The sequence below is a fragment of the Pseudomonas sp. P4_C4 genome (genome assembly GCF_056402055.1).
In genome coordinates this window covers 1-23,490 of record NZ_JBFUID010000028.1, presented here as the reverse complement: position 1 = coordinate 23,490, position 23,490 = coordinate 1, and the positions used below count along the sequence as shown (strand labels likewise).

The 23,490-nt window shown below is 56.4% G+C and carries 21 protein-coding genes; 4 read left to right on the top strand and 17 right to left on the bottom strand.

Annotated features, from left to right (window positions below; translation table 11 throughout):
- Positions 1–2 precede the first annotated feature (2 nt).
- On the top strand, positions 3–1,352 hold the full coding sequence (locus AC1DXW_RS16005) for an aminotransferase class I/II-fold pyridoxal phosphate-dependent enzyme (protein ID WP_477760189.1): 1,350 nt from the start codon (positions 3–5) through the stop codon (positions 1,350–1,352).
- 156 nt (positions 1,353–1,508) lie between these two features.
- On the opposite strand, the gene AC1DXW_RS16000 is transcribed toward AC1DXW_RS16005, so the two are convergent.
- From AC1DXW_RS16000 to AC1DXW_RS15975, 6 genes are all read right to left on the bottom strand, one after another.
- Positions 1,509–2,936, bottom strand: a complete 1,428-nt coding sequence (locus AC1DXW_RS16000) for a capsular polysaccharide export protein, LipB/KpsS family (protein WP_477760188.1) — start codon at positions 2,934–2,936, stop codon at positions 1,509–1,511.
- Between the two features lie 11 nt (positions 2,937–2,947).
- Positions 2,948–3,559, bottom strand: coding sequence for a GNAT family N-acetyltransferase (locus tag AC1DXW_RS15995; protein ID WP_477756432.1), 612 nt, complete (start codon positions 3,557–3,559; stop codon positions 2,948–2,950).
- The gene (locus tag AC1DXW_RS15990) at positions 3,552–4,988 is read right to left on the bottom strand and encodes an LTA synthase family protein (protein WP_477760187.1); all 1,437 of its coding nucleotides are present in this window, start codon (positions 4,986–4,988) and stop codon (positions 3,552–3,554) included. Before AC1DXW_RS15990 ends, AC1DXW_RS15995 begins: the two co-directional genes overlap by 8 nt.
- Before the next feature lie 73 nt (positions 4,989–5,061).
- Entirely contained in the window at positions 5,062–5,838 is a 777-nt protein-coding gene (locus AC1DXW_RS15985; protein ID WP_477756434.1) for an SDR family NAD(P)-dependent oxidoreductase, read from the bottom strand.
- A complete protein-coding gene (locus AC1DXW_RS15980; protein ID WP_477760186.1) occupies positions 5,835–7,088 on the bottom strand; it encodes a capsule biosynthesis protein in 1,254 nt (417 codons plus the stop codon). Before AC1DXW_RS15980 ends, AC1DXW_RS15985 begins: the two co-directional genes overlap by 4 nt.
- A 5-nt stretch (positions 7,089–7,093) precedes the next feature.
- Positions 7,094–9,127 (bottom strand): capsular polysaccharide biosynthesis protein, encoded by a 2,034-nt coding sequence (locus AC1DXW_RS15975; RefSeq protein ID WP_477760185.1) that lies wholly within the window; start codon positions 9,125–9,127, stop codon positions 7,094–7,096.
- A 425-nt stretch (positions 9,128–9,552) separates the two neighbouring features.
- Here AC1DXW_RS15975 and AC1DXW_RS15970 point away from each other — a divergent pair, with 425 nt between their 5' ends.
- Positions 9,553–10,488, top strand: a complete 936-nt coding sequence (locus AC1DXW_RS15970) for a KpsF/GutQ family sugar-phosphate isomerase (protein ID WP_477756929.1) — start codon at positions 9,553–9,555, stop codon at positions 10,486–10,488.
- Positions 10,489–10,684: 196 nt separating this feature from the next.
- On the opposite strand, the gene AC1DXW_RS15965 is transcribed toward AC1DXW_RS15970, so the two are convergent.
- From AC1DXW_RS15965 to trhP, 9 genes are all read right to left on the bottom strand, one after another.
- On the bottom strand, positions 10,685–12,172 hold the full coding sequence (locus AC1DXW_RS15965) for a hypothetical protein (protein WP_477760184.1): 1,488 nt from the start codon (positions 12,170–12,172) through the stop codon (positions 10,685–10,687).
- A gap of 113 nt (positions 12,173–12,285) precedes the next feature.
- Positions 12,286–13,905 carry a capsular polysaccharide export protein, LipB/KpsS family gene (locus tag AC1DXW_RS15960; RefSeq protein ID WP_477760183.1) on the bottom strand — a complete coding sequence of 540 codons (1,620 nt, stop codon included), beginning with the start codon at positions 13,903–13,905 and terminating at the stop codon, positions 12,286–12,288.
- Entirely contained in the window at positions 13,902–14,882 is a 981-nt protein-coding gene (locus tag AC1DXW_RS15955) for a glycosyltransferase (protein WP_477760182.1), read from the bottom strand. The genes AC1DXW_RS15960 and AC1DXW_RS15955 overlap by 4 nt, the downstream gene beginning before the upstream one ends.
- Before the next feature lie 21 nt (positions 14,883–14,903).
- Positions 14,904–15,980, bottom strand: coding sequence for a polysaccharide biosynthesis/export family protein (locus AC1DXW_RS15950; protein WP_477760198.1), 1,077 nt, complete (start codon positions 15,978–15,980; stop codon positions 14,904–14,906).
- Positions 15,981–16,020: 40 nt separating this feature from the next.
- Positions 16,021–17,127 (bottom strand): KpsE/RkpR family capsule polysaccharide export protein, encoded by a 1,107-nt coding sequence (locus AC1DXW_RS15945; RefSeq protein WP_477755960.1) that lies wholly within the window; start codon positions 17,125–17,127, stop codon positions 16,021–16,023.
- A gap of 47 nt (positions 17,128–17,174) precedes the next feature.
- Positions 17,175–17,828, bottom strand: coding sequence for an ABC transporter ATP-binding protein (locus AC1DXW_RS15940; protein ID WP_115948400.1), 654 nt, complete (start codon positions 17,826–17,828; stop codon positions 17,175–17,177).
- Between the two features lie 13 nt (positions 17,829–17,841).
- On the bottom strand, positions 17,842–18,636 hold the full coding sequence (locus AC1DXW_RS15935) for an ABC transporter permease (RefSeq protein WP_477756101.1): 795 nt from the start codon (positions 18,634–18,636) through the stop codon (positions 17,842–17,844).
- Between the two features lie 376 nt (positions 18,637–19,012).
- Positions 19,013–19,804 (bottom strand): CPBP family glutamic-type intramembrane protease, encoded by a 792-nt coding sequence (locus AC1DXW_RS15930; RefSeq protein ID WP_477756102.1) that lies wholly within the window; start codon positions 19,802–19,804, stop codon positions 19,013–19,015.
- Positions 19,805–19,973: 169 nt separating this feature from the next.
- On the bottom strand, positions 19,974–21,299 hold the full coding sequence (gene trhP / locus AC1DXW_RS15925; RefSeq protein WP_477756103.1) for a prephenate-dependent tRNA uridine(34) hydroxylase TrhP: 1,326 nt from the start codon (positions 21,297–21,299) through the stop codon (positions 19,974–19,976).
- Positions 21,300–21,459: 160 nt separating this feature from the next.
- On the opposite strand from trhP, the gene AC1DXW_RS15920 reads away from it, so the two are divergent.
- Positions 21,460–22,521: an AI-2E family transporter gene (locus AC1DXW_RS15920; protein ID WP_477756104.1), complete on the top strand. Its 1,062-nt coding sequence runs from the start codon at positions 21,460–21,462 to the stop codon at positions 22,519–22,521.
- Here AC1DXW_RS15920 and AC1DXW_RS15915 read toward each other — a convergent pair.
- Positions 22,518–22,709: a hypothetical protein gene (locus tag AC1DXW_RS15915; protein ID WP_477756105.1), complete on the bottom strand. Its 192-nt coding sequence runs from the start codon at positions 22,707–22,709 to the stop codon at positions 22,518–22,520. The genes AC1DXW_RS15920 and AC1DXW_RS15915 overlap by 4 nt on opposite strands.
- Before the next feature lie 115 nt (positions 22,710–22,824).
- Positions 22,825–23,019 carry a hypothetical protein gene (locus AC1DXW_RS15910; protein WP_008052996.1) on the bottom strand — a complete coding sequence of 65 codons (195 nt, stop codon included), beginning with the start codon at positions 23,017–23,019 and terminating at the stop codon, positions 22,825–22,827.
- Between the two features lie 299 nt (positions 23,020–23,318).
- On the opposite strand from AC1DXW_RS15910, the gene AC1DXW_RS15905 reads away from it, so the two are divergent.
- Positions 23,319–23,490 (top strand): transposase domain-containing protein (locus tag AC1DXW_RS15905; RefSeq protein WP_477760197.1); only part of this gene is annotated, 172 nt, incomplete at its 3' end.

Here is a 23,490-nt window from a genome sequence, read left to right as displayed (position 1 = left end):
CCATGACCAATAAAACCACGCCCGGGCTTGCCACTTCGATGAAGGACAAGTTGATTCAACAGGCCCTGGAACGGCGACTGCGCAAGATCGGCGATTGCGCTCCAAGCCCTTCACTAGAGGGCGTCAAAGGCGCCCCGCGCGAGGGCTTTGAGCAGTTTTGCCGATTTGATCAGCACCCTGGCTATCAGCATTTGCGCATCATGCTCGACGGGGCTGCGCGCTTCGGCCTGGCCAATCCGTTTTTCAAGTTGCACGAAGGTTTGGCGGGTGCGGAAACTGTCATGGGCGGTAGCCGCTACGTGAACTTCGCCAGCTACAACTACCTGGGCTACTCGGGGCATCCAGTGGTCGCTGAAGCCGCCAAAGCGGCCATTGATCGCTATGGAACGTCAGTTTCCGCCAGCCGTCCGGTGTCGGGCGATCGTCCGATCCATCGCGAGCTGGAGCAGGAACTGGCCCGGCTCTATGAGGTGGACGACGCTATTACTTTCGTCAGCGGCCATGCGACGAACGTGACCACCATTGGTTATCTATTCGGTCCGCGGGATTTGATCCTGCATGACGAACTGATCCATAACAGCGTTCTCCAGGGGATTCAATTGTCCGGCGCCCGGCGTCTCGTCTTTGCCCACAACGACTGGGAAGCGGTTGACCGGGTGTTGAGCGATCAGCGTCAGCATTTCGAGCGCGTGTTGGTGGTACTCGAAGGCATCTACAGTATGGATGGCGACTTCCCGGATTTGCCACGCTTCGTCGAACTCAGGAAGAAACACCAAGTGTTGCTGATGGTCGATGAAGCGCATTCACTGGGCGTAATGGGACAGACCGGCAAGGGCATCCGTGAACATTTCGGTCTGGCCGGCAGTGACGTGGATATCTGGATGGGCACCTTGAGCAAAAGCCTGGCCAGTTGTGGTGGCTATATCGCCGGTGAGTCAGCGCTGGTAGAGCATCTCAAGTTCCTGGCGCCGGGTTTTCTCTACAGCGTCGGCATGCCGGCACCGGTAGCTGCGGCAGCGTTGGCGGCATTGCGTTGTCTACCTGAGGATGGCGAGCGCGTCACAACCTTGCAGGCGCGCGGCAGGCAATTCCTCGAGTTGGCCAGGGACGCCGGCCTGGATACCGGCACAAGCACCGGTCTGGCAGTGGTGCCGATCATCACCGGCAGTTCGCTCAAGGCTACCCAGTTGTCCAGCGCGCTGTCCCGTCGAGGTATCAACGCCCAACCCATTCTTCATCCGGCGGTGCCCGAAAAATCGGCTCGTGTACGCTTTTTCGTGTCGTGCCTGCACACCCGGGAGCAAATCGCCGAAACCGTTGCCATTGTTGCGCAGGAACTTCAAAAACTATAAGCCGAGCAGCCGAAAGATCGATGCAACGGCGGAAAGCAACTGAGCCAGCAAGTCCACAAAATGACGGTGTGTACGCGTTTTTGCAGGCGCTGGCTTGCCAGCGAAGGCGGCCGAAAGCGCAACGCAAGTTTCAAAAACGCCTTCGCCGGCAAGGGATCAGAACATGCGTCTGAGGTAGCGGTGAATTTGTCGATAACGTGCGCAGCTGTCGAACAGGCCGGCTTCAGGATGGGAGTTGTACTCCCGGGCTTGATGGGGGCTGCACGGCAGGCCGCGAATCTGAACCAGTGGTTGCTCATCGCCACCCGGTGATTGCAGCATGCCCGGGCTGATGCGCCATAGCGGCACGCTGTGGGCCTCGGCACGGGATTGCAGATCGCCGGGTTCGCTGGCTCGCCACACCAACAGCTTGCCGGTTTCGCCGACTACGGATTGCATCAGCTCGGCACTATCGCTGACGAACGTCAACCGGCCCCATCGGCTTTTGAGCAGGGTGCGGATCGCCGGCCGCTGTCGGTGTGGCACACCCAGCAAGGTCAATGTCCCCGCGAACTGGCTGTCTTGGTGTTTTTGCCGGGCCAGTTGACGGGCCACAGTCATGACATCGCAACGCTGATCGGTCAGCGGGTCGACGTAGCGGCAATAGCGGATGTACGCCGCCGCCACCAACTGCTCAAGGTTCGGTCGGGCCTGGCGACGGGGGATTGCCTGGCGATCATCGGTCAGGCCCCAGCCGGCGTAGAACGGCAAGCCGAAGCAGGTGACCGGGATGCCTTGAATCATGGCCTCGAGCCCGGCCTGACTGGTACCTACATAGACCCGCTGCGCCCGGCGCGCCAGCGAGGCCCAGGACACATGGCGACTTTCCAGCGTCACGCCGCGGGCAAGAGCGGCGTCAAGCAGGCAACTTTTTTTGTGGCCGTTGATGCAGTCCGGGTGAATCCGCACCCGCACGTCCGCCTCGGGGTGTTGCGCCAGGGCTTCGTCGAGCATGCGGATAAAGTCGGCTTCGCACAGCCCGCCGCCGGGGATGGAGAAGTCGCCATAAGTCTGGTCGACCACCAGAATCAGCGGCTTGTCACGGCCCAGCGGGTCGTCGTCGCTCAGGTCCGGTGCGTTGTTGTATTTGCCGATGCCACTGCTGCGCATCAGGGCAATCAGCTCCCGTGCGGTCGCCTGCTCCGAAGAGCTCAGGGTCTGCGGGGTTTGCAGGATGTTCTCCAGCCGTGACGGGCGATCGGCCAGGTAGTGAATGCCAATGGGGTCGACCACCATCGACATCGGCGTATCGCCTTCGACGCCCAGCGAAGATGAACGCAGGAAGCCATCCTCCAGTGCGACGTAGGGAATGCCCCAGCGCTTGCACAAGACCCGGGCATGGTCAGAGGAACTTTTGTAGCCAATTCCGGCAATCGCCTTCAAGCCTGCGGGGCGCTGCCGGCTGCGTCGCCACAGCCAATGAGGCTGGCCTTCGGGGTCGAGAAACTCCTCCAGATGATGGACTTTCCACATCACCCACTGCGACATGATGCCCACCCGGCCGGGACCATCCACCAGCGATTCAAGGGGTACGGATCGATTCATTTGCGGGCTGCTCATGGATGGGGCGATAGTCTGCAGCGCAGGTTGATGACCGTCGGGAAGGGCATCACGCGGCTCAGCCAGTTCGTTGGAAAGGTGTGTATCGGCATGAAGGCGTGGCGGGCATAGAACGCCCTGGCCGCAAGGTTCTTCACCTGCACTTCCAGCTCGATTTTGGTATGGCCAAGGCTGAGTGCCTGATCAAAGGCGGCCTGCAGCAAGGCACTGGCCACCCCCTGGCGCCGTGCGGCTTTGCGCACATGCAAGCCGTACAGATAAAAACCGTAGTACCACTCGCGACACTCGCTGATCACGAACAGGCCATAACGCAGCGAGCCGCCCAGTCGCCCGAACTCGCGAACGAATGGCCGGATGCCCGGTGAAAATGGTCCGCGGCGTTGGTGTTTGAACGAGGCGTAGCCCACCGGTGCGCTGTCGTGATAGGCCAGCAGGACGCGGTCCCAGTTGATCGACTGCGCGAGCAGGCGATGGCGGCAGTCTTCATCGCCGAGGATGAACGCCAACGAGCCGCGCCCCGCGGTGATCCAGCGCGCAACCGCAGGGTCGCGCTGCGCAAGGCTGGACGCGAGAACCACCTGCACCGGCTCACCCCGGGTTTCAGTCATCGGCAGTAGGGGCCAGATGGTCGATAAAGGCCTTGGCCAGATGCTCGACTCCGAGGTCTGTGCAGGCATTGGCACTTGGCGAAGTATTGGACCAGATGAAGTACTCGGTATCGCCATTCGGTGCCTCCAGGGCGCCATAGACGTCAGGCAGGATCGGCACATGGTCACCGAAAAAGCACAGCCCGGTTGGTGTGCTGCGGGTCAGAAAATGTTCACGCAGCTGACCGAGCATGCGGTCGGCATTGCTCAAGTGGCGCACGTACGGGGCCAGATCACGCAGGCTTTCTGGTAGCGGCCGGTCGAACCACTGCGGCAGGTCGCCGGCTTCGACATTTTCCAGGTGCAGCGGGCCGTGGTTTTCCATGGTGATGGCATGAATAAACAACGGCTGGGTACGGGACGGATCATCAAGCAGCGCGCTGATCTTGTCGGCTACCGCGCAGTCACCGATGAACGGGCCGGCCTTTTGCTGTTCGGTGAAACTGCGAACGTCGATGAATTCGTCGAAGCCCAGTGCAGGCAACACCTTGTCCCGACCATAAAAACTGCCGACATAAGGATGCACGCAGACCGTACGATAACCCTGGCGTTTGAGCGCCTTGGCGATGCTCGCAACGCCCTGTCGCGCCAGGTGGCGATAAGGGTTGAATCGATGGACGCCCAGTTGGTCGACCTTGATCCCGGTGAGGAAGGCAAACTCGCTACGGACCGTGTTGGCGCCCCACGCGGCGACTTGCAGACGACCCTGGGCCAGCGCCTCGGCCCGCAAGGTGTCGAAGTGGCTGAGCACCTGTGGACGGATGCCGGGCCACAGCCTGCGCGCATCGAAGAACGATTCGCTTTGTACCGATACCAGGTCCGGCAGCACGGTGTCGGACGCCGGGCGTGGCAGCTCATCGGCAAACGCCGAGTTCAGTCGATTGAGGTCCACCGGGTGCCGGGCCGCGATAAAGTACGTCCACAAACTGGCCGCCAATCCCCAGCGACCGAGGTCGAGGCTGGCGTCGAACGTCGGGCGCAGTGGCTTCAAGCTGCCGAGCATCAGCAGTACCAAACCGCCCAGCAGCGTGCTCGTCGCCACGACGCGAGCATTGCTGCCCACCGGTTCGAAATACAACCCGCACGCCAGGTAGGCGATAAACAGAAGGGCCAGGCCGATGGCTTTGCCAATGCCGAAGAACGGCAAGTACAGGCGTGGAAAGCGTACGGCGTCGCTGAAGTATTCGAAATCGGCGCAGACGAATGGCTCGCGCAGCGAATGGTATTTGGCGTTGCTCACCAGCACGATCAGCAGCCACAGCGCCAGCACGTTGACCGCACTGAAATACGCGCGACCGCTGATCAGGTACAGCAAGCCAACGGCGAATGCCCAGGCACCGCCATGCAACAGCCAGCTGCGAAGCGGACGGGACCAGGCGGTACGCGGCACCAGGAGTATTTCGATTGCGCAAGACAGGAGAAAACCAGGCACTACAACCGAGCAAAAAACGTTATTCAAAAAATCAGGCACCGTAATCCAGCCACCGCAAAATGATCGACGACAGTCGTGGCGGGATGACCCCCAAAGCCCAGCACCCAAGGTTCAGCGGGAACGGAAAGCTGATGCGCGCCTGGTTCGCGGCCAGCCCGCGCTGAATCCGTCGCGCAGCCTTGTCCGGGGTCCAGAGCAGCGGTTTTGGTCCGGGCATTTCAAAGCACATTTTCGATTCGACGTAGCCCGGCATGATCACGTTGATCTTCACACCATCGGTTGCCACCAGGTCGCGCATGGCTTCGCCATAAGCCTTGATCGCTGCCTTGCTGGCGCTATAGCTCGGCGTGGCCGGCAGCCCCCGCCAACCGGCCAGCGAGCTGAACAGGGCGATCTGCCCGGACTTGCGGGCACGCATGGCCGGCAATGCGGCCTGCACCGTGGCAAGGGCTGCCAGCACGTTGATTTCGATCAGCGCCTGGGACAGCTCCCAGACTTCGCCTTCGCCGTTGTCGCCGGTGGACGTATTGACCCCGGCACCGACGATGATCAAGTCCGGTTGCTCGGTGACACTGATCTCGCCGATCCAGCTGCGCAAGGCGTCGAGATCCTGAACATCCAGCGGTTGCAGCAGTACGCGAGCGCCGGCGGCGCGGCACTGGGCGGCCATTTCTTCCAGGCGGTCCAGGCGTCGGCCCTGCAGGATCAGCGTAACCCCCGGTTTCGCGTAGGCGGGTGCCAGCGCGCCACCGATGCCGCCTGTGGCGCCGGTGATGAGAATGCAGCGTGGAGACTGTTGTGACGTCATAGGTACTGTTCGATTTTCGAGGTTTTGGCCATCAGCACTTCCAGGGAATTGTTCACCGCCATGTCGATGCCGCAGCGGGTGTAAAAGCCGCCGTTGACTTGCGTGGTGTGAATGACCGTGCTGCGAAAGCGTTGAAACAGGGTGGAGTCGGGAGGCTCCGGGTTGTCCCAGAACTCATCGAGACCGCCCTGGTGGGTCAGGCCCTTGAGGTTGTAGATCGGGTCGCTGAGGGCAATGGTCGGCACGCTGTGCATCAGTGACGAACCACCCACGGTGCTATTGACCGTGACTACGCCAGCGACATGCGACAGCAGTGTCGGCATGTGGCCGCTTTCGAGGAAATCCACGCGATCGGCAATGCCGAATTTGTCGGCAATCCGCCGGGTGATGCGGTGGTAGTTGACGATGCCCGGCGTCAGCGGGTGGTTCTTGACCACCAGCCGCGCATCGCTGCCGGCATGGCGGGCAAACGAGCCCAATACGTGTTTCAACACGTCTTTCATATGCTTGAAGGGCGAGTGGTCGCGGATCTGCGCATCACTGTCGAGTTGCAGCGGCAACAGGAAGGTTCGGTGACGGCTGCGCGCCACTTCACTGATGACTTCGGAGTCACGGCCCCTGGCGCTGACCAGGCGCAGGCCCTGGCGAATGTAGCCGGCATACTCCACGGCCGCGTTGAACGGGGCGTGGGTTTTATAGTGGGGGAACACCACTTTGTTCAGTGCGCCGCCGACGTGATACATCACATCATGGAAGGCCCTGGAGGCAAAGGACAGGCGGAATGAATTGCCGTTGTGATAGCGCGGGATGTACTTGCCCACTTCCCGATACCACTGCGGATCGCGGGGCAGTAGCGAGTGATTGTTCACGCCATTGCGCTCAAGGGTGATCCAGTACGGGCGGAAGTAACCCTCTTCGAACACGTGTACACGAATCCCCAGAGCCTTGGCCAGTTCCACCGCCGGTTGATGCACGGGGCGGCAGTCACCGAAGAGCACCACATCGGTAATCTGGTCGGCACTGAAACACTGGCTGTAGAAGTCCTTCAACTGCTCGGGGCGCGCCGAACAAAATACGCGCGCGCCGCTGCCGTACAGGGTGTCGCCCATATTGAAGCTGATGGACTTGACCCGTTGTCCCTCGGCCCGCAGCGCTTGCACCAGACGCGCGAAAAACGGCGAACTGACGCCCTGCAAAAACAGGAACGAGTTGCGTGGTTTCACCGATACCAGGCGTCTGGAGCGCTGCATGGGAACTAAAATTTCCTTGGCGACGGTCTCAAGACGGTAAGGAGCAAACGCTGAATCATCTCTCGCCATGTTGGAGTTCTTCCTTGCGCAGGTACTTCATCCCAGTTCTGAATCTCGATTAACGTACGTTCGGGGGTGGTGAATCTTCGGGTAATGCGGCTGACATAAGTCGGGTAGCGAATCAGGGTCGCGGCCACCAGTTCGTCCAGGCTCAGGCGCCGGGTGCGACGCGCCTGGACCTGCGGGCTGAGGTCCTGATCGTGGGTCAAGCCCCAGCCGGCATAAAACGGCTGGCCGTAAGTGGTCACCGGCACGCCGCGCAACAAGGCTTCGAAGCCCGATTGCGAGGTCAGCACATGCACCTCATCGACCTCGGACAACAGCTCGTGGAAGGGCACATCGCCCACCACCTGGTTGCACCATTGACGGGTGTGTTCTTCGTCCTCGCCAGCCTCGCGTGTGCCGGCCAGCACTTCAGGGTGCGGTTTGTACAACAGCCATGCCATCGGGTGGCGGGCGCGCACTGCCTTGAGCAAATCAAGATTGCGCCGGATGCGGTGCGCGCCGTAACGGATCGAGGCGTCGGACTCCACTTGCCCCGGCACCAGAATCACTTGCTCGACACCCGGCGGACGTTTCCACGTGGCACCGGGCAAGTTGTATTTGGTCACTCCGGCGGCGCAGATCGCTTCGCGCAGCGCCGCGGCCCGCCGCAACAACTCAGGCGGGCACGACTGGTTCTGCAAGAGCTGTTCCAGACGCGAAGGACGCGTGGCGTCGTAGTAGATGCCCAGGTCGTCGAACACCCAGGACAGCGGCCGGGTTTTCTTCGCGCCCAGGCCGACAGAACGGAGGAAGCCATCTTCGACGCGGCCCAGGTGGTTGGCAGTGTTCTGTTGCGCCAACGCCGAGTCGTGCTGGCAACCCCAACTCACCACCATTGCAGGGGGCTTCGAACGTCTGGAAGGTGCGGCAAATCGGGTGGATGAACCATTGAAAAAGTCCAGCACCAACGGCCGTTTCCACTTGCTGAAACCAACCATCTGCAAGTCCTGCGGCAAGCGACTGCGCATCCGTCGCTGCAACCCCAGCCACGCCAGCACGGTCTCGGGTTGGCACGGCGCGCCCGTCTCCGGGTCGACATAACGCGGGTACTCCACCAGCGCCGCATGCACCAATTGCTCAAGACTGACCGGCTGGCGCCGCTCGGGGGCGGGCAGGGCATCCACGGTCAAACCCCAGCCGGCATAGAACGGCTTGCCAAAGGTGCGCACCGGCACGTCCCACAACAGTGCATCGAAGCCCAGTTGCGAGGTCATCACATACACGGCCTGAACTTCGCTCAGTAACTCGGCAGGATGAACATTACGGCTGATCACATGGACGCGCGGCCGTTTGCTCAGCGCTTCAAGATCAAAGTGGCCTTGCTTGCGGCCTGCCGCGACATCCGGGTGGACCTTCACCACGACAATGCTCTGAGGATGCTCATCGAGTGCAGCCTGGAGCATGCGCTCAAAATCAGCCTCGCCGGCGCCCTGAAGTGAGGCATCGCCCTTGGTCTGGTCAGCGACCAAAACGCAAGGTTGCGGTAAATGGCATTGTTCGATGCGGGCGCTGTTGTACTTGGAAACGCGCTCTTCCCGCCAACTCGCCTGCAAAGCCCGGGCGCGGAGAGTCTGAGATTCACTCAAGGATGTCGGGATCAATACTTCCAGGCGCGACGGATTATCGGCATCGTAATAAATGCCCAGGTCATCGACGATCAGCGACAGCGGCGGCTCATCCGCGCCAAGGCCCACCGAACGCAAAAAACCATCCTCTACCGACAGCACAGGCAGACCGGCTTTTTGTGCTTCCCGTTGGGCAAACAGGGCGCTTGGCTTGCGACCCCACGCCAGCAACACATCGGCCTGAGTGACGTCACGAGTCGAACCAGGCAGTAATCGATAGTCGGGCAACAGGGCGGCAAGCGTGGCAACTTGCTGGGCGCCTTTAGACAGCACCAGCAAGCACGGTCGATTCAGGAGGTTTTTGTCCATGAAAAACAGCAGATGTCCGTAGGTGACGCACTCGCTTGCGAGACGCGCAAAAAATCCAAAGCGTCTCAGGCAACGCTCTTCGATAAGTGGGCGCGGATGATAATACAAAGCCGACAATTTATAACGATAAAAGTGGGAGATTGCCTACAAACATTGGGTGTTGCTCAGGGGAGGGGGCACTGCCGGCGCTGAGTAGTGCGGTATGACTATTGGCACCTGAAAGGCGAGGAGTCCTTGCGTATCCTCTGTGACAGTCGATCAAAAGGGGGCGACATTAAAAATTTCCAACCGGCAACTGCCATGTTCGAGGTCTCGGTGACACAGAAAAGTGACTATTTTTCCTGGGTTGATAGAACGTTAGTTTCCGTTAGGCTATTGAGTCGTTAACATACGCGCCACTTAAATCAAGGAACGATCGATTTCCCATGAATCACCTTCCAATTGCCAAAGAAGCGCTCAGCGCCCAGGCGCAAGCCATCAGCCAACTGGCAGAACGCCTGGACGGCGAATTCCAGCGTGCCGTTGAACTGATTCTCGGTTGCAAAGGCCGCGCAGCGGTCTGCGGTATGGGGAAATCGGGCTTGATCGGTCAGAAAATGGTCGCTACCTTCGCCTCCACCGGCACCCCGAGCCTGTTCCTGCACCCGGCTGAAGCCTTCCACGGCGACCTGGGCATGCTCAAGCCAATCGACGTGTTGATCCTGATTTCCTACAGCGGCGAAACCGAAGAAGTCATCAAGCTGATTCCGAGCCTGAAGTCCTTCGGCAACAAGATCATCGCCATGACCGGCAATGGTCAATCCACGCTGGCCAAGCACGCCGATATCTGGCTCGACATCTCGGTCGAGCGCGAGGTGTGCCCGAACAACCTGGCGCCAACCACCTCCACCCTGGCCACCATGGCAATGGGCGATGCCCTCGCGGTGGCCCTGATTGCCGCACTCGACTTCAAGCCAATGGACTTCGCCCGCTACCATCCCGGCGGCAGCCTCGGCCGCAAACTGCTCACCCGCGTCAGTGACGTGATGCACACCAACATCCCCAAAGTCAGTCGCGACACTTCGTTCCACGACTGCCTGCTGGTCATGACCTCCAGCCGCCTGGGCCTCGCCCTGGTTATGGACAACGACAAACTGGTCGGCATCGTTACCGACGGCGACCTGCGCCGGGCGCTGCTGAATAACCCGGGCGTGATCAACGAAAGCGTCGCCAGCTTCATGACCGCCAAACCGCATACCGTGAAAGCCACGGCGCAGTTGTGTGAGGCAGAAGCCTATATGCAGGATCACAAGATTCGGGCGTTGCCGGTGACGGCAGAGGGGAGTGATGAGGTGGTGGGGGTTGTGGAGATTTTTGATTGATCGAGTTGGACTTTCGTTTGTTGGATAGTCGATTGATCTAAAAACAGCCCAATTTAGTCGGAAGGTAATAGTTTCTGATTTGATTGGGTTTTTTAGTTGCCAGGAAAGGCAAGCGGCACGTTTGGGAGGGGACAGTCCTTTGTCCAGTACTCTAAAGGGGCAGCTGATTTCAGTGCATCTTAATGCATCGAAGGTACTAAGCAATTCCCATTGGGAAATATCCAATTTGCAAGCTCAAGTTTTTTACCAGTATGGTTTTTGCCTTTCCATCCGCGGCCAGATTGATTCTCACAAAAATAGAATCTTTGTGGGTCGAGTTTATGGATAGGAACTGTTCCGTAATACTGATGTTTTTCCAGGTTCCAGGTGTGTTTTTTAAAGAGTTTTTGTGGTGATATCCAGAGTCGCCAACGCCACCCAGTGTTAAGTAGATATCGCCATCACTAGTAAATACGTCAGCGGAAAATGTTATGTATTTTCCTAGCATGGCATGATGCTGTTTTGCATCGGCTTGCACGGTTGAGCTCAAATAGATATTTTTTGTGTTTACTGGCTTCAGGTTGATTTCCATGCAGTTGAAGTCGCTATTGATGATGACTTCGGACTCTCCCTCATTTCGAATCCACCAATGCTCATTGATGTATTGATTGTTTTGAGGTGTGCTAATGGTTTTCGGTGTTTTTAGGTGGTTTCCGGAAATCAGGTTGTCGTTGATGGACGGTTGTGGGGTGCAAAGTCTCCAGCGCTCGCCATCAAAATAGCAGGTTCCGCCAGTAAGTTGGCCGTTAGAATAAAATCCAATGTTTGAGAAAAAAACTTCCTTGCCGACCTTTTGGTACAAATAGCGGTACTGCCATGAGATGCTATTGCCTGAGTGATCAATAGCGCGAAACGGATCTTGGATTTTTACCAGCTTTCTTTCTGCTCGGAGTTGGCGTTTGTTTGTTTTGTCTTCCGAAATGAGTTGGGAAAGTATTTTCTTAAGATCAAGTTCTGTTCGGAACTTGGACAATAAATCCATAACTGTATAGATATAGCTGACTTCTTTTCCAAAGAACATGGCGTGTGAGTCTGTATCTAGTGTTTGGATTATCAGCTTTTTATTTGGTGGTGTTGCCTTTGTCAAAAGTTCGACGTTGATTGTGTCGATTTCATCATGGCCATGAATGATATAAATCGCTGAGTCGTTCCATTCGGAGCTTGCAATTTCGTCAAGGTTGGTGTGCTCTCCGCCAATCTCGTTGATGTGCCCAATCAGTTCAGGCCATGCGTAATCCTTAGTGATATCGAGGTTTACTTGTGGGTTTGAAGCGATGGCGTTGGCATTTAATTTAAAGGCGTGGAGTATTGCACCATACCCGGACATGGACGAACCGAATAGAAATGTTGACTGTGGTGCGTAGTGCTTTGTAAAAGTCTGAAAGGTATTTAGAAAGGTTTCTCCATTGTCGGTATCAAGATACCAAGAGTTCTTTGGGTCGGAAATAAACAAAAGGTCACATGCTTGATTTTCAAGGAAAGAGCGCAGGGCCATGTATTTGTTGCCCTGGTTGTGGGTGCTCATCACTATCAATAGCTTTTCAGAGTATGACTCGCTTGCGAGTGGCACGAAGAGAACTTTTTTTTCAAAGATGGTCTTTTCGTTTTTCTCGACAATGCTTGTTATGTCAATGGCTTGATCCATAAACTTTTGCTCTATTTCTTGTTGGTTGCCAGTGTCAGAAAGAGGTCGTCGTTGGTGCAACAATCTGACCCGATTCTGACGCTGGAGAAGTACTTGGCTGAATTAGTCTGAGCCTACTGTGCAGTGTTTTTTGGAAAGAAAATATGAAGCCATCTAACTCTTGGGTTTTTTGAGTCCAGGAAGAATTTTTTTGGCGTTTTAAGAAATTTTTCCATTTTTTTTCCGCGCTTGCGCTGATCCACTTTTTTAGTTGGTGGCAAGGACGATGGCGTTTCCACCGCTGAGGTAGAAGTAGTGGTAGTTTGTACCTGTGCTTTTATCGAGGCAGCGGGTTTTTCATCTTTTTGCGTAGCGGGTTGGTTTGCTGCACTCTTATTTACCAAGGAGATAGGCGGGGTGATATGGAATATCGTTCGCAGCATAGCCTTCCCAGACGGGAATGCGGAGACCAGTGAGAATTGAAGAGCCTTGGTAATGAACTCCTCATAGGCCCTGTATTGTACAAGGCCAAGTCTGCTGGGGATTTTTCCAGTTTTTATGTCTGTGACAAACTGCTCCAGATTTTCGGGGCGATAGTCAGACGTGAAACCCCGATTTCCGTAAAATGCATTTGCAAATTGGATAGGCTGGAAGCCTTCGAATGCCGCCTCCAGCAGTGCTTGGGAGTTTAGGCCTAATACATATTCTGTTTGTTTGAATATGGATTTGATGTTGTAGTCTTCCAGGAGTAGTAGGCGCTCACTACTATCGTAGTACTTATCATTGACCATAAAGTAGGACGCAAGTGCGTCAAGGGTCAAGGAGGTTGTAATGTTTTTCTTTTTTCTCTCCCACGGATGGGCTTTGAAAATAATATTGAACTCAGTTTGGTCCAGGATTTTCTGGATCAGTTCTTTGTAGAATTTTAGCGAGTTTAGGCCGTGGTCTTTATATTCCAGCAGAGAGAAGTCGTTTAGTACTTGCCCTGTGATAAGCAGGGTTTTTTTGCTGTTATTGAAAAGCTTTTTTGCGTCTTCGGGTGGTTGAGTGACATTTTTATTAATGCCACTCAAAATTTTGTTGATTGCCTTGTTTCTACTGCGATCCCGCTCAAAAGGCGTCTCATTCGCGCCTAGCGAACGGTAGTAGGCTTTGAATTTGAGGTTTGAGTTGTTGGCAATCGGTTCGTATTTTTCTTCTATATAGTTATCACTGCCGGTGAAAAAGCTCTCTAGTACAAAAGCGCGTGGTGCTCTGTTTTTCAGTAATTCAAGCAGTGTTCGTGCGTATATCAGGCTTCCCGAAAAGACCAAGACAAATTTAGGGTTATGCTGTTTTATAACTGGAGACCAATGGTTTATCCATTGAATGGCTGCTGCCATGTTCCAGAGCAATATATTTGGCGCATTTTCGAAGATGAAATCAAATAGCTCCCTGCGCGAGGCGGGAAGAGGGGCGCTATTGAAGTTTTCCCTTGTGATCAATAGGGACAGTATTTCTGCTCTGGCTACCTTGAAAATATTTACTTCGAGTACGGATAGCTCAAAAAGTTCGTCCTGACTGAGCGAGCGCAAATGGCTGTATTCTTCAATAAGAAGTTGTTCGTGCGAGGAGTAATCGCCGAATAAACTCAACCAGTCCTGTCGTTCTTCGTTAAAAATGGCGTTGGCTTTTGACTCTTCGAGGTATTCGTAGAGGCTTCCAAAATTTCTTTTGTTGATATGTAGCGGGTCAGCAATAAAAAATTTGCTCATGCGAATAGCTCGAGTACTTTATTGATTGAGGCTTGGCTTCCCTTGATTAGATCAAGATACTCTTTCATGTTGAAATTAATCGAGTCGTGCCAAGTAATCAGGTTTTCGCTTGGTTGCTGGCTAGATGCAAATAATTTCTTGTATCGCGGGCTCTCTGGCTCGGCGAGTTCATTCAACATTATTGCATCGGTCTCGGGTTCCATTTCTAGGTAGACCCCGTGTACATCGTGCTTAATCAGGTCTGGTACCATTCCGATTGCGTTCGCCAAAATCGGCACGCCCATGGCGGCAGCTTCCGGAATATTTGCAGGTCCACCTTCAAAATAGCTGGTCATAAGTAGTGCATTGACGCCTCTGTATGCGTCAATCAGGGCCGGGTAAGGAAGACGTTCAAACACTTCAACATCAAAGCCAAGTGCTCGAAGAATTCTGCCTTCTTCAGATCTTCCATCACCGACCAATAAAAACTCGATATTGTCCGCATCGAGTCGTTTGGCCAGTTCAAATAAATAGGCTTCGCCTTTTACTTTTCGGGCATAACGCTTCGATACAATAGCGATCTTGAATTTTTTTTGCTCCTGTCGACCTAGCTGCCGTGCATGATCGATCAAGTGATGGTTATAGCCATGCGGAACTACAACGGTATTGAAGATGCCACATTCCGCAAGTTTTTTTTGCTGAAAAGTGTTCAGGCAAATAACGACGTCTGCCTCTTTGTAGCGATCAATAAAAGCCTGTAAGGATAGCCAGCCATCTGGGTCGTTTAAGTCATGGTGGACTGTTACTACGCATGGCTTGATCAATCGCTCTTCGAGGTGCGGTCTATGATAGTGACGCACATGAGCCCCGATGATCGGTTTCTCGCTCGGTATATGAGTTGCGTATTGCTCGGTATAGTGAGAGAAATAAGCGAAGATATCTTCGAAAATCCCGCTATGAACGTTATTTGACAATACGTGGTTAACTATGATGGTCATCGCTTTGCCCATATCCGGTGGCTAGTTTTGAAGGCTATCGATAGTTCTTCCCAGAACTAATGTTTGTACGATAGGTGCAATGATTTTTTGCCATTCATGAACAGCAGCGTTGGTCACATAGATAGCGTCATCAGGTTGTAGCATGACTTGGCGAGCATAAAAAATTGCTGCTGGGTCTCGCATATCTATGCGCATGACGACGGGCTTTGCGGCGGCGGTTGTTTCGTTGATACGGAATACGAAAACACCGCTTGGATTAGCGTTGGCTTCCTTCAGGCCTCCTACAGAACCTAGTGCATCAAGGAGGCTGGTATTTTGAGCGGGTAGATCATGCAAGCCTGGATCACCCACTGCACCCATAGCGACAAAGCGTTTGCGGGCACGTTCCAGAATCACTTCTGAATTGGGCTTCAGAACAAAATTGTCCCCAGCCAAAATTTCTTCATAGTTGAGGCTACGGACCTGATTGCCGTTACGCACGGTGACATTGACCAGATGCGGTTCCATCACGGGGCCGCCAGCCTGGTTGACGGCATCCAGCAAGGTCAAAGGGCCTTGCAGGGTAGAGAAACGTCCAGGCGCTTTTACCGCACCCGCCACCAGCACCGAGCCAGACAGATCACCAACCAGATCAACGTGTGCCTGAACGTCAGTGGTCACGCCTTTGAGCTTCTGGCGAATCATGTCTTCGACCTGGATCAGGGTCATGCCGGCAACGAACTGATGACCAACGTACGGCAGGGAGATCATTCCCTTGTCGTCGATGCGCACTTTGAGTTGGGTACCGCCCGTAGAAAGCGGGGCGAACAGGCCACTGCCTTCTGGAGCGTTGTCGGTGATCAGCACGTTGATCACGTCACCGCTCATCAGGCGCACGCTTTGCGCCAGGGGAGTGGTGATTGTGGCTTTGGCCGGTTTGGCGGCTGGACGCATAAACGGTGCGATGGTGTTGGCGTTGATGTCCACCAGGTCATACGCAGTATTTTGGTTTTTGCTTTCGATATCGCCTTTGTAAGGGCCGGCACCGGACATGACGCCGCTGCAACCAGACAAAGTGAGGCTCACCAGCATCAAACCCGCAACAGCGCTGTTTCGCATGTTCAAGTTCAGGGGGCGAAGGGGCAGGCCGGAAATGGATTTAATCACGATGATCCTCGATCGATGCAATTAGGAAGCGGGTAATGCCGTAGAGCAGAAGCAGGGCCAGGAAGATGGTTGCCAGGTTGTACCAGCGCTCCGGATACAGGGCCATTTGCGGGGTGTTCGGGCTGACCACAGTGACCAGGGTGCGAATCTTCTTACTGGCTTCGATACGGGCGTTGTCCAGTGCGGCAACGGCGGTCTTGTAGGTTTCTTCGGCGATGCCGGCGTCCAGGGTAAGTTGCTGGAAGCGCGAGGCGACGACGTTGAGCTGGTCGCCATCGGGGGCGGACACCAGCAGGCGTTTTTCGGCACTCAACTGTTCACGAATGGCACTGACGCGTTGCTGCTGTTGCTTGACCTGAGGTGAGTCCGGGCGAAGCTTGTAGCTCATTTGCGTGAGTACGGCGCGCTCTTTGGAGTGCTCGCCTTCGAGGGTGTCGATGATGCTTGCGCGGCCTTGAGCCGAGCTTTTACCGTCCAGTACCTTGTTGCGGTTCTGGAAGCTCAGCAGCTCTTCCTTGCGTTTGGTGTAGTTCTTTTTCGCGCCTTCCAGCTCGCCCTGGGCGAAGCGCATCTGCTCGCGGGCGATGCTGTGGGAGACTTCGTTCACGAAGTGTTCGCTGGCTTCCAGAATGGTCTTGACCATTTGTTCGGCCAGTTCCGGGCTGAAGGCTTGCACTTCAACTTTCAGCAGGCCGGTGGTTTCGTCGTAATGGGCCGAGACCATGCGCTGGTAGTACTCGAGCAGGTCTTCGCGTTCGGTGTCGCTGGCCAGCCAGAAGAACGGGTCGCTGCGTTGCTTGCTGTATTGCTCGACCCAGTGCAGGCGATCTTCCAGCAGTTGCATCATGTCCATCGACACAATGTATTCGCGCAGGTAAAGGGTTTCTTCGCGGGAAGCCGGGTTGGCACCGCTGAGCAGCATGCTCAGGCCAGGCATTTGCGCCGCCGGGTTGTTGCCGTCCTGGCGTACAACCACTTGCGCGGAGCTGACATAGCGATCCACGGCGAAAAAGCTGTAGTAAACGGCGGCCAGTACCATTGGCAGCACGATCAGCCCCAGAGTCAGGCGCCAGCCCTTGAATTTACCCGTACTGCTCATATGCTCACGCATCCTTGAAATGAAACTGTCACGCCACGGTCAGGCGATCAGGTGTTGTAGGCCTTGATGCCTTCATCGACATCGTCATAGATCTGCACCCCGCCATCGCGCACCAGCAGCACGACGTCACAGAGCTTTTTGATTTCGGGCATGCTGTGGGATACCAGCACCACCTTGGATTTCTGCAGGCGAGTTTCGAACACGTCCGCGCACTTGCGCTTGAAGTGCGCGTCACCTACCGACATCACTTCGTCGATCAGGTAGTAGTCGAAGTCGAAGGCCATGCTCAGGCCGAAGGCCAGGCGCGAGCGCATGCCGGAGGAGTAGGTTTTGACGGGCTCGTCGATCCAGCTGCCGATTTCCGCGAAGTCTTCGACGTAGCGGACTTTCTGGCGCATGGCGTCGCCTTCCGCGCCGTATACCCGGCTGACGAACTTGATGTTTTCGCGCCCGGTCATGGTGCCGTGCAGACCTCCGGACAAACCCACTGGCCAGGAAATGCTCTTGTTGGTGACCACCGTGCCGGAGTCCGGTACGTCGGCACCGCCCAACAGGCGCATCAGGGTCGATTTGCCCGAGCCGTTACGACCGATCAGGCCGATGTTTTTGCCTGGCGGAATCTGCAGTGACAGGTCGCGGAAAACGTGCCGGCGACCTTTGGGGGTCAGGTAAGACTTGGTGATATTTCTGAGCTCGAACACGGGAAGCCTGCGGTTAGCCGTTCTTGGTAGAGATCAAATGCAGTCGACGAACCCGGTAAGTACCAAGGGAGACGAACAGCAAGACCAGGGTGAACGCGATGACGTAGTGCGCCGACACACCATCGACCGGAACGTAGTGCGGGAAGATTTCGGCACGGATCAGTTCCAGCAGGTGCAGGAATGGATTGAGCAGCAGCAGTGGCAGCATGGCGTGAGGCAGGTAGGCGGCGGGAATCAGTACGCCCGAGAGGAAGTACAGCGGGAAGAACATCATCCGCAGAAAGAGGGTGCTGCTGGGCATGGCGTGGGCAATCAGTGACAGCAACATGCCCAGGCCAAAGGAGAACAGGACGCCCAGAAGGATGGTCAGCATCCACTCGATGGGGGATTTGATGGACATGTCGAAGCCGTACCATGCAAAACCGAAGACCAGGATGGCGTATGCGCTCGCGGAAATGCTGAACTCCACCAGAACCCGGGCGATGTAGGTGTCCAGCGGCTTGATCTGTTTGTAGGCAAACAGTGAGCGGTTTTCCTTGGGGCTGTTCATCAAGCGCAAAGCGGTGTTGCGAAACAGCAGGAATGGTGCAAGTCCGACCAGGACGAACACCGGGAAATCGATGCCGGCGACGGTGCTGCCGCGAATCAGGGTGAACGCTACGCTCAGAATCAACAGGTGGGCAATCGGTTCAATCAGTGTCCAGCTCGCGCCCATGCGCCGGTCGCCAAAACGCGAACGCGCTTCACGCAGCACCAGGGCAAAAATGACGGATTTTTTGATTTGGAGGGAAGAGCGAGGCTTCAGCATGATTTACCGCACAGTACAACGGCGCGATAAACGCGTTGCCAGAATTCATTTTCAGAGGACGCCGTCGTGTAGAACGGTTCGCTTCCATTCGTGGGGCGGGAGGTTAAACGCAGCGCAAGACAGTAGTCAAGGCGATTGGTTCCCGAGCAGTGCCTGACGAAATATAACTGTAAAAACGGACTGGTCAAGCGTAAAAAAAACGGTTTCGTTCAGTGTTTATTGGGTGTTGTCAATGGTGGTGCCAAAATCTCGTCGGCATTTGAATGATTTATAACATCGATGCGCAGTTATCGGGAGGGCGATTGCAGATGCGAAAATCAGCGCCCGAAGCAGTTGATGGCACCTGGTCCGGTTAGTGTTTTTAGTCGATGGGTCGCTACCCGGCCAACATTGGATAAGTGAACAATCCGAAGTGCAGCAGATTCAAACCGAAGTGGGTGGCAATGGCTGCACCCAACCCGCCGAAACGGTAGGCCAAGCCATAACCGATCCCCGCCAGGCTCGCCAGCAACACCCACTGCCAGCCTGCGCCCACATGCGCCAGGCCGAACAATAGCGATGCCAGTAGAAGGGCCAGGTTTTCGCCGTAGGGCAGGTCTTTGAAGCACCGGCTCAGACTGCCCTGGATGTAGCCGCGAAACAGCGCTTCCTCCACCAGCGTCACCAGCAGCAGATTATTAAGCACCCACAGCCATGCGTGGTCCGGCCATTTCGGTGCCCAACTGATGACACCCAGCAAGAGCGCGCCACCCAGGGCCAGCACGGCGCTCAGGGGCAGCGCGATAGCGGTGGCATAGATGGAAAGGCGCAACGAACGCCGGCCGACAATCCACGGGCAGACCAGTAATAGCCAGAAGCCAATCAGGGGTTTGTCCTGATTCAGGTACATGGAAAATGGCACGCCATCGTCGGTGAGTCGCTGAGGATCGATGCCGCGACCATTGTAGAAACCGGGGAGCCAATGCATTGCCAGCGCCAGGGCCATGAAGATGAACAAGCCGTGGCCGAGGTAGCGAGCGATGGGGAGTTTTTGCTGGCGGACTGCGAAACCGGCGAACAGCAACAACACTACGGAGATCGCGGCCAGCCAGCCGAGTTGGCCGTAGATTAAAGCGAGCCCGTAGCCGAGGGAGAGGAGGGCCAGGTCGATCCATGGCAGGGCAAGCATGTTGAGTCCTTGTGCATGAAATTCTGCAAGGTGACTCGGTCCCTTGTGGGAGCGAGCTTGTTCGCGATAGCGATCGATCAGTCACAGCAATGTTAACTGGCAGACCGCAATCGTCGGAACGCCGCCCGGAGCAAGCTCGCTCCCACAGGGTTATGTGTGTATTTGAAGATCAGTTCACACCCACATCCCGCATCAACAGCCCAAACTCCAGATCCACCGCATCCGGTATCGGCAAATACACCGTATGCCCATCGCCCGGTGCAACCTCGATCGCTTCTCCCTTGGCGTTTTGCAACTGATGCAGATCGAAGTGGAAGTTGCCCTTGGGCGTCATCAGTTCCATGTGGTCGCCCAGGCCGAAGCGGTTCTTCACCTTGACCTCGGCCAGTCGATCCCGGCGCTGGCCCGTCAGTTCACCGACAAACCGCTGGCGCTCCGACACCGAGCTGCCGTTCTGGTAGTTCTGGTACTCGTCATGCACATGCCGGCGCAGAAAACCTTCGGTGTAACCGCGCTGGGCGAGGGATTCCAGGTCGGTCATCAGGCCGCGGTCGAAGGTCCGGCCCGCCACGGCGTCGTCGATGGCGCGGCGATAGACCTGGGTGGTGCGCGCACAATAAAAGTGCGATTTGGTCCGGCCTTCGATTTTCAGGGAGTGCACGCCCATGTGCGTCAGGCGTTCGACGTGCTGCACGGCGCGCAGGTCCTTGGCGTTCATGATGTAAGTGCCATGCTCGTCTTCGAAGGCGGGCATCTGTTCGCCGGGACGATCGGCTTCCTGCAACAGGAACACCTGGTCGGTAGGCGCGCCGATGCCCAGGGTCGGTTCGGGATCGAATGTCTGGACGATCTCGCCGAGCTGATTTTCGGTGGCCGGTTGCGCTGAATATTTCCAGCGACAGGCATTGGTGCAACTGCCCTGATTGGCATCGCGCCTGTTCATGTAGCCCGACAGCAGGCAGCGCCCGGAATAGGCCATGCACAACGCGCCGTGCACGAACACCTCTAGCTCCATGGCCGGCACCTGTTCGCGGATCTCGGCGATTTCTTCCAGCGACAGCTCCCGCGACAGGATTATCCGGCTCAGGCCTTGCTGTTGCCAGAACTCGACGCTCGCCCAGTTCACCGTATTGGCCTGCACCGAAAGGTGGACCGGCATCTGCGGGTAGTGCCGACGCACCAGCATGATCAGGCCAGGGTCGGACATGATCAGCGCATCCGGGGCCATGGCGATCACCGGTTCAAGGTCCTTGAGGAAGGTCTTGAGCTTGGCGTTGTGCGGCGCGATATTCACCACCACGTAAAAGCGCTTGCCTTGAGCCTGTGCCTCACGAATGCCCAGAGCCAGGTTGGCGTGATCGAATTCGTTGTTGCGCACCCGCAGGCTGTAGCGCGGCTGACCGGCGTACACGGCATCGGCGCCGTAGGCGAAGGCGTAACGCATGTTTTTCAGGGTGCCGGCGGGGGCGAGCAGTTCTGGCGCGGAGAGGTTCATGGCGGAGTCGGTCGCAAAAGCCGCGCAGGGTAAACGTTCGGTGGCGAGGGTTTATTGACCTGGATCTATGCTTGTTCAACAAACCGATGGCACTCGCGCGAGCCGTAGTGGACTAAATATCAGGGCGGAAGTTTTTCGTCCTCTCTGGCACGGATCGGACATGAACGAAACGCCCCTACAAGACAAATCACTGACGGTTTTGCTGGTGCTGGTGAGCGCTGCGTTCATCTGGATCTTGCTGCCGTTTTACGGCGCGGTGTTCTGGGCGGTGATCCTCGGCATCGTCTTTGCGCCACTGCAGCGCCGGCTGCAAGAGAAGTTCGGCTGGCAACGCAACCTCACGTCGCTGTGCACATTGAGCATTTGCCTGGTGATTGCGATTCTGCCGGTGATCATCATCAGCGCCTTGCTGGTTCAGGAGGGCGCGGCACTCTACAAAAGCGTCGAGAGCGGCGAACTCGATATTGCCGGGTACGTGTCGCAGTTCAAGCACAGCCTGCCGCCGTATTTCCAGCATCTGCTGGATCGCTTCGGCATGGGCGAGTTGAACGGGCTGCGAGAGAAAATCGTCAAAAGCGCGATGACCGGCGGTCAGGAGCTGGCGGCGCAGGCCTTCATTTTTGGCCAGGGTACCTTCGAGTTCGTCGTCAGTTTTTTCATCATGCTGTACCTGCTGTTTTTCTTCCTGCGCGACGGTGCAGAACTGGCACGCAAGGTGCGTCTGGCGGTGCCGTTGCAGGAACAGCAGAAACGTCGTTTGCAGCTCAAGTTCAATCGTGTGGTGCGGGCCACGGTGAAGGGCAACCTGCTGGTGGCTATCACGCAAGGCGCACTGGGCGGTCTGATTTTCTGGTTTCTGGACATCCCCAGCGTATTGCTCTGGGCGGTGTTGATGGCGTTTCTGTCCCTGCTGCCGGCGGTGGGGGCGGGAATAGTCTGGGCGCCAGTGGCGGTGTTTTTCCTGCTCACCGGGGCGATCTGGCAGGGCGTGGTGCTGGGATTGTTCGGGGTCTTCGTGATCGGCCTGGTGGATAACGTGCTTCGACCGATTCTGGTGGGCAAGGACACCAGGATGCCGGACTACATGATCCTGATTTCGACCCTCGGCGGCCTGGCGATTTTCGGCCTGAACGGCTTTGTCATCGGCCCGTTGATCACGGCCCTGTTCATGTCGAGCTGGGCCATTTTCATTGAAACCAAACCTCGGGTGCAGCTGCCTTAGGCGCTGAGCCTGCCGGACTGGCCGGTGCCGATGCGTTGCGACAATGCCTGGGCGGCGGGCAGCGAAGTGAGCGGGCCGCTGATTGGCACGCCGTCCTGCACGAGGTACCAGCAGGCGAGCATGCCCAGCTCCCTGAGCTGTGGGGGAACCGCGCTGCCGATAACGGACATGATCTGAACCTTGGACATGACAAGTACCTCCATCAATCTGTGGAGCTACTTTAAGGTCCGTGTGCCATGAGGGGTAATCAACGCTTTCGATAGTGGTCATTGATGCCAGCGGGGGCAAACGACCGTTGGTCGGTCAGCTGACCACCTGATCGAGCATATGAACCACTTCCTGCTCGTTGAGCAGGCCCTTGCGCACCAGGCTTTGCGTCAGCAGCGAGAGAAACTTGGCGCTGCGATGGCCTTCAAGGTGCTTGAGTTCGGTCAGTGCGTTGTAGACCTTGCTGGAGGTGCACAGACCGACGATGCGGTGCGGGTTTTGCGTTGGCATGTGGTCGTCCTTGTTGTTATCAACCTGTTATCGACGGACAGAGCCGAGCTTGCGCAACTGTCATGACAAAAATATGACCGTTTTTTGCCGCACGGCAGAAAACGGGTCGAGTCCATCTTGCCCGTTTCCACCACGGGCATTGTCCCGATAGCGACCTTGGCGAGATTTATCCAGACCTGCACCGAAAAAAGGGATAAAAAAGCCCCGCTGTTTCAGCGTAATGCTGTTCACTTAAGTATTTGAGTCCCAGCCGGGCTTCCCCGAAAATCCGATGCCAGACCTCTGGCATCGGATTTTTTATGTCTGTTCAACAGGACCTGCTCGACCTCGGCGACCTTTTCAACTTTTGCGACCTGAGCACCTTCACCCAAAACATCCCGATTGAGTGGGTAGCGTCTGCGCTGGATCTATCCAGTCAGGCCACCATTCGCCGACGGCGCCTGCCCGCCGATCAGGTGCTTTGGCTTTGGC

What these genes read in the sequence shown, in the direction of transcription:
- AC1DXW_RS16005 (WP_477760189.1), top strand. Translation starts at nt 3, where the DNA reads ATGACCAATAAAACCACGCCCGGGCTTGCCACTTCGATGAAGGACAAG.
- AC1DXW_RS16000 (WP_477760188.1), bottom strand. Translation starts at nt 2,936, where the DNA reads ATGAATCGATCCGTACCCCTTGAATCGCTGGTGGATGGTCCCGGCCGG.
- AC1DXW_RS15995 (WP_477756432.1), bottom strand. Translation starts at nt 3,559, where the DNA reads ATGACTGAAACCCGGGGTGAGCCGGTGCAGGTGGTTCTCGCGTCCAGC.
- AC1DXW_RS15985 (WP_477756434.1), bottom strand. Translation starts at nt 5,838, where the DNA reads ATGACGTCACAACAGTCTCCACGCTGCATTCTCATCACCGGCGCCACA.
- AC1DXW_RS15980 (WP_477760186.1), bottom strand. Translation starts at nt 7,088, where the DNA reads ATGCAGCGCTCCAGACGCCTGGTATCGGTGAAACCACGCAACTCGTTC.
- AC1DXW_RS15975 (WP_477760185.1), bottom strand. Translation starts at nt 9,127, where the DNA reads ATGGACAAAAACCTCCTGAATCGACCGTGCTTGCTGGTGCTGTCTAAA.
- AC1DXW_RS15970 (WP_477756929.1), top strand. Translation starts at nt 9,553, where the DNA reads ATGAATCACCTTCCAATTGCCAAAGAAGCGCTCAGCGCCCAGGCGCAA.
- AC1DXW_RS15965 (WP_477760184.1), bottom strand. Translation starts at nt 12,172, where the DNA reads ATGGATCAAGCCATTGACATAACAAGCATTGTCGAGAAAAACGAAAAG.
- AC1DXW_RS15960 (WP_477760183.1), bottom strand. Translation starts at nt 13,905, where the DNA reads ATGAGCAAATTTTTTATTGCTGACCCGCTACATATCAACAAAAGAAAT.
- AC1DXW_RS15955 (WP_477760182.1), bottom strand. Translation starts at nt 14,882, where the DNA reads ATGACCATCATAGTTAACCACGTATTGTCAAATAACGTTCATAGCGGG.
- AC1DXW_RS15950 (WP_477760198.1), bottom strand. Translation starts at nt 15,980, where the DNA reads ATGCGAAACAGCGCTGTTGCGGGTTTGATGCTGGTGAGCCTCACTTTG.
- AC1DXW_RS15945 (WP_477755960.1), bottom strand. Translation starts at nt 17,127, where the DNA reads ATGAGCAGTACGGGTAAATTCAAGGGCTGGCGCCTGACTCTGGGGCTG.
- AC1DXW_RS15935 (WP_477756101.1), bottom strand. Translation starts at nt 18,636, where the DNA reads ATGCTGAAGCCTCGCTCTTCCCTCCAAATCAAAAAATCCGTCATTTTT.
- AC1DXW_RS15930 (WP_477756102.1), bottom strand. Translation starts at nt 19,804, where the DNA reads ATGCTTGCCCTGCCATGGATCGACCTGGCCCTCCTCTCCCTCGGCTAC.
- trhP (WP_477756103.1), bottom strand. Translation starts at nt 21,299, where the DNA reads ATGAACCTCTCCGCGCCAGAACTGCTCGCCCCCGCCGGCACCCTGAAA.
- AC1DXW_RS15920 (WP_477756104.1), top strand. Translation starts at nt 21,460, where the DNA reads ATGAACGAAACGCCCCTACAAGACAAATCACTGACGGTTTTGCTGGTG.
- AC1DXW_RS15915 (WP_477756105.1), bottom strand. Translation starts at nt 22,709, where the DNA reads ATGTCCAAGGTTCAGATCATGTCCGTTATCGGCAGCGCGGTTCCCCCA.
- AC1DXW_RS15910 (WP_008052996.1), bottom strand. Translation starts at nt 23,019, where the DNA reads ATGCCAACGCAAAACCCGCACCGCATCGTCGGTCTGTGCACCTCCAGC.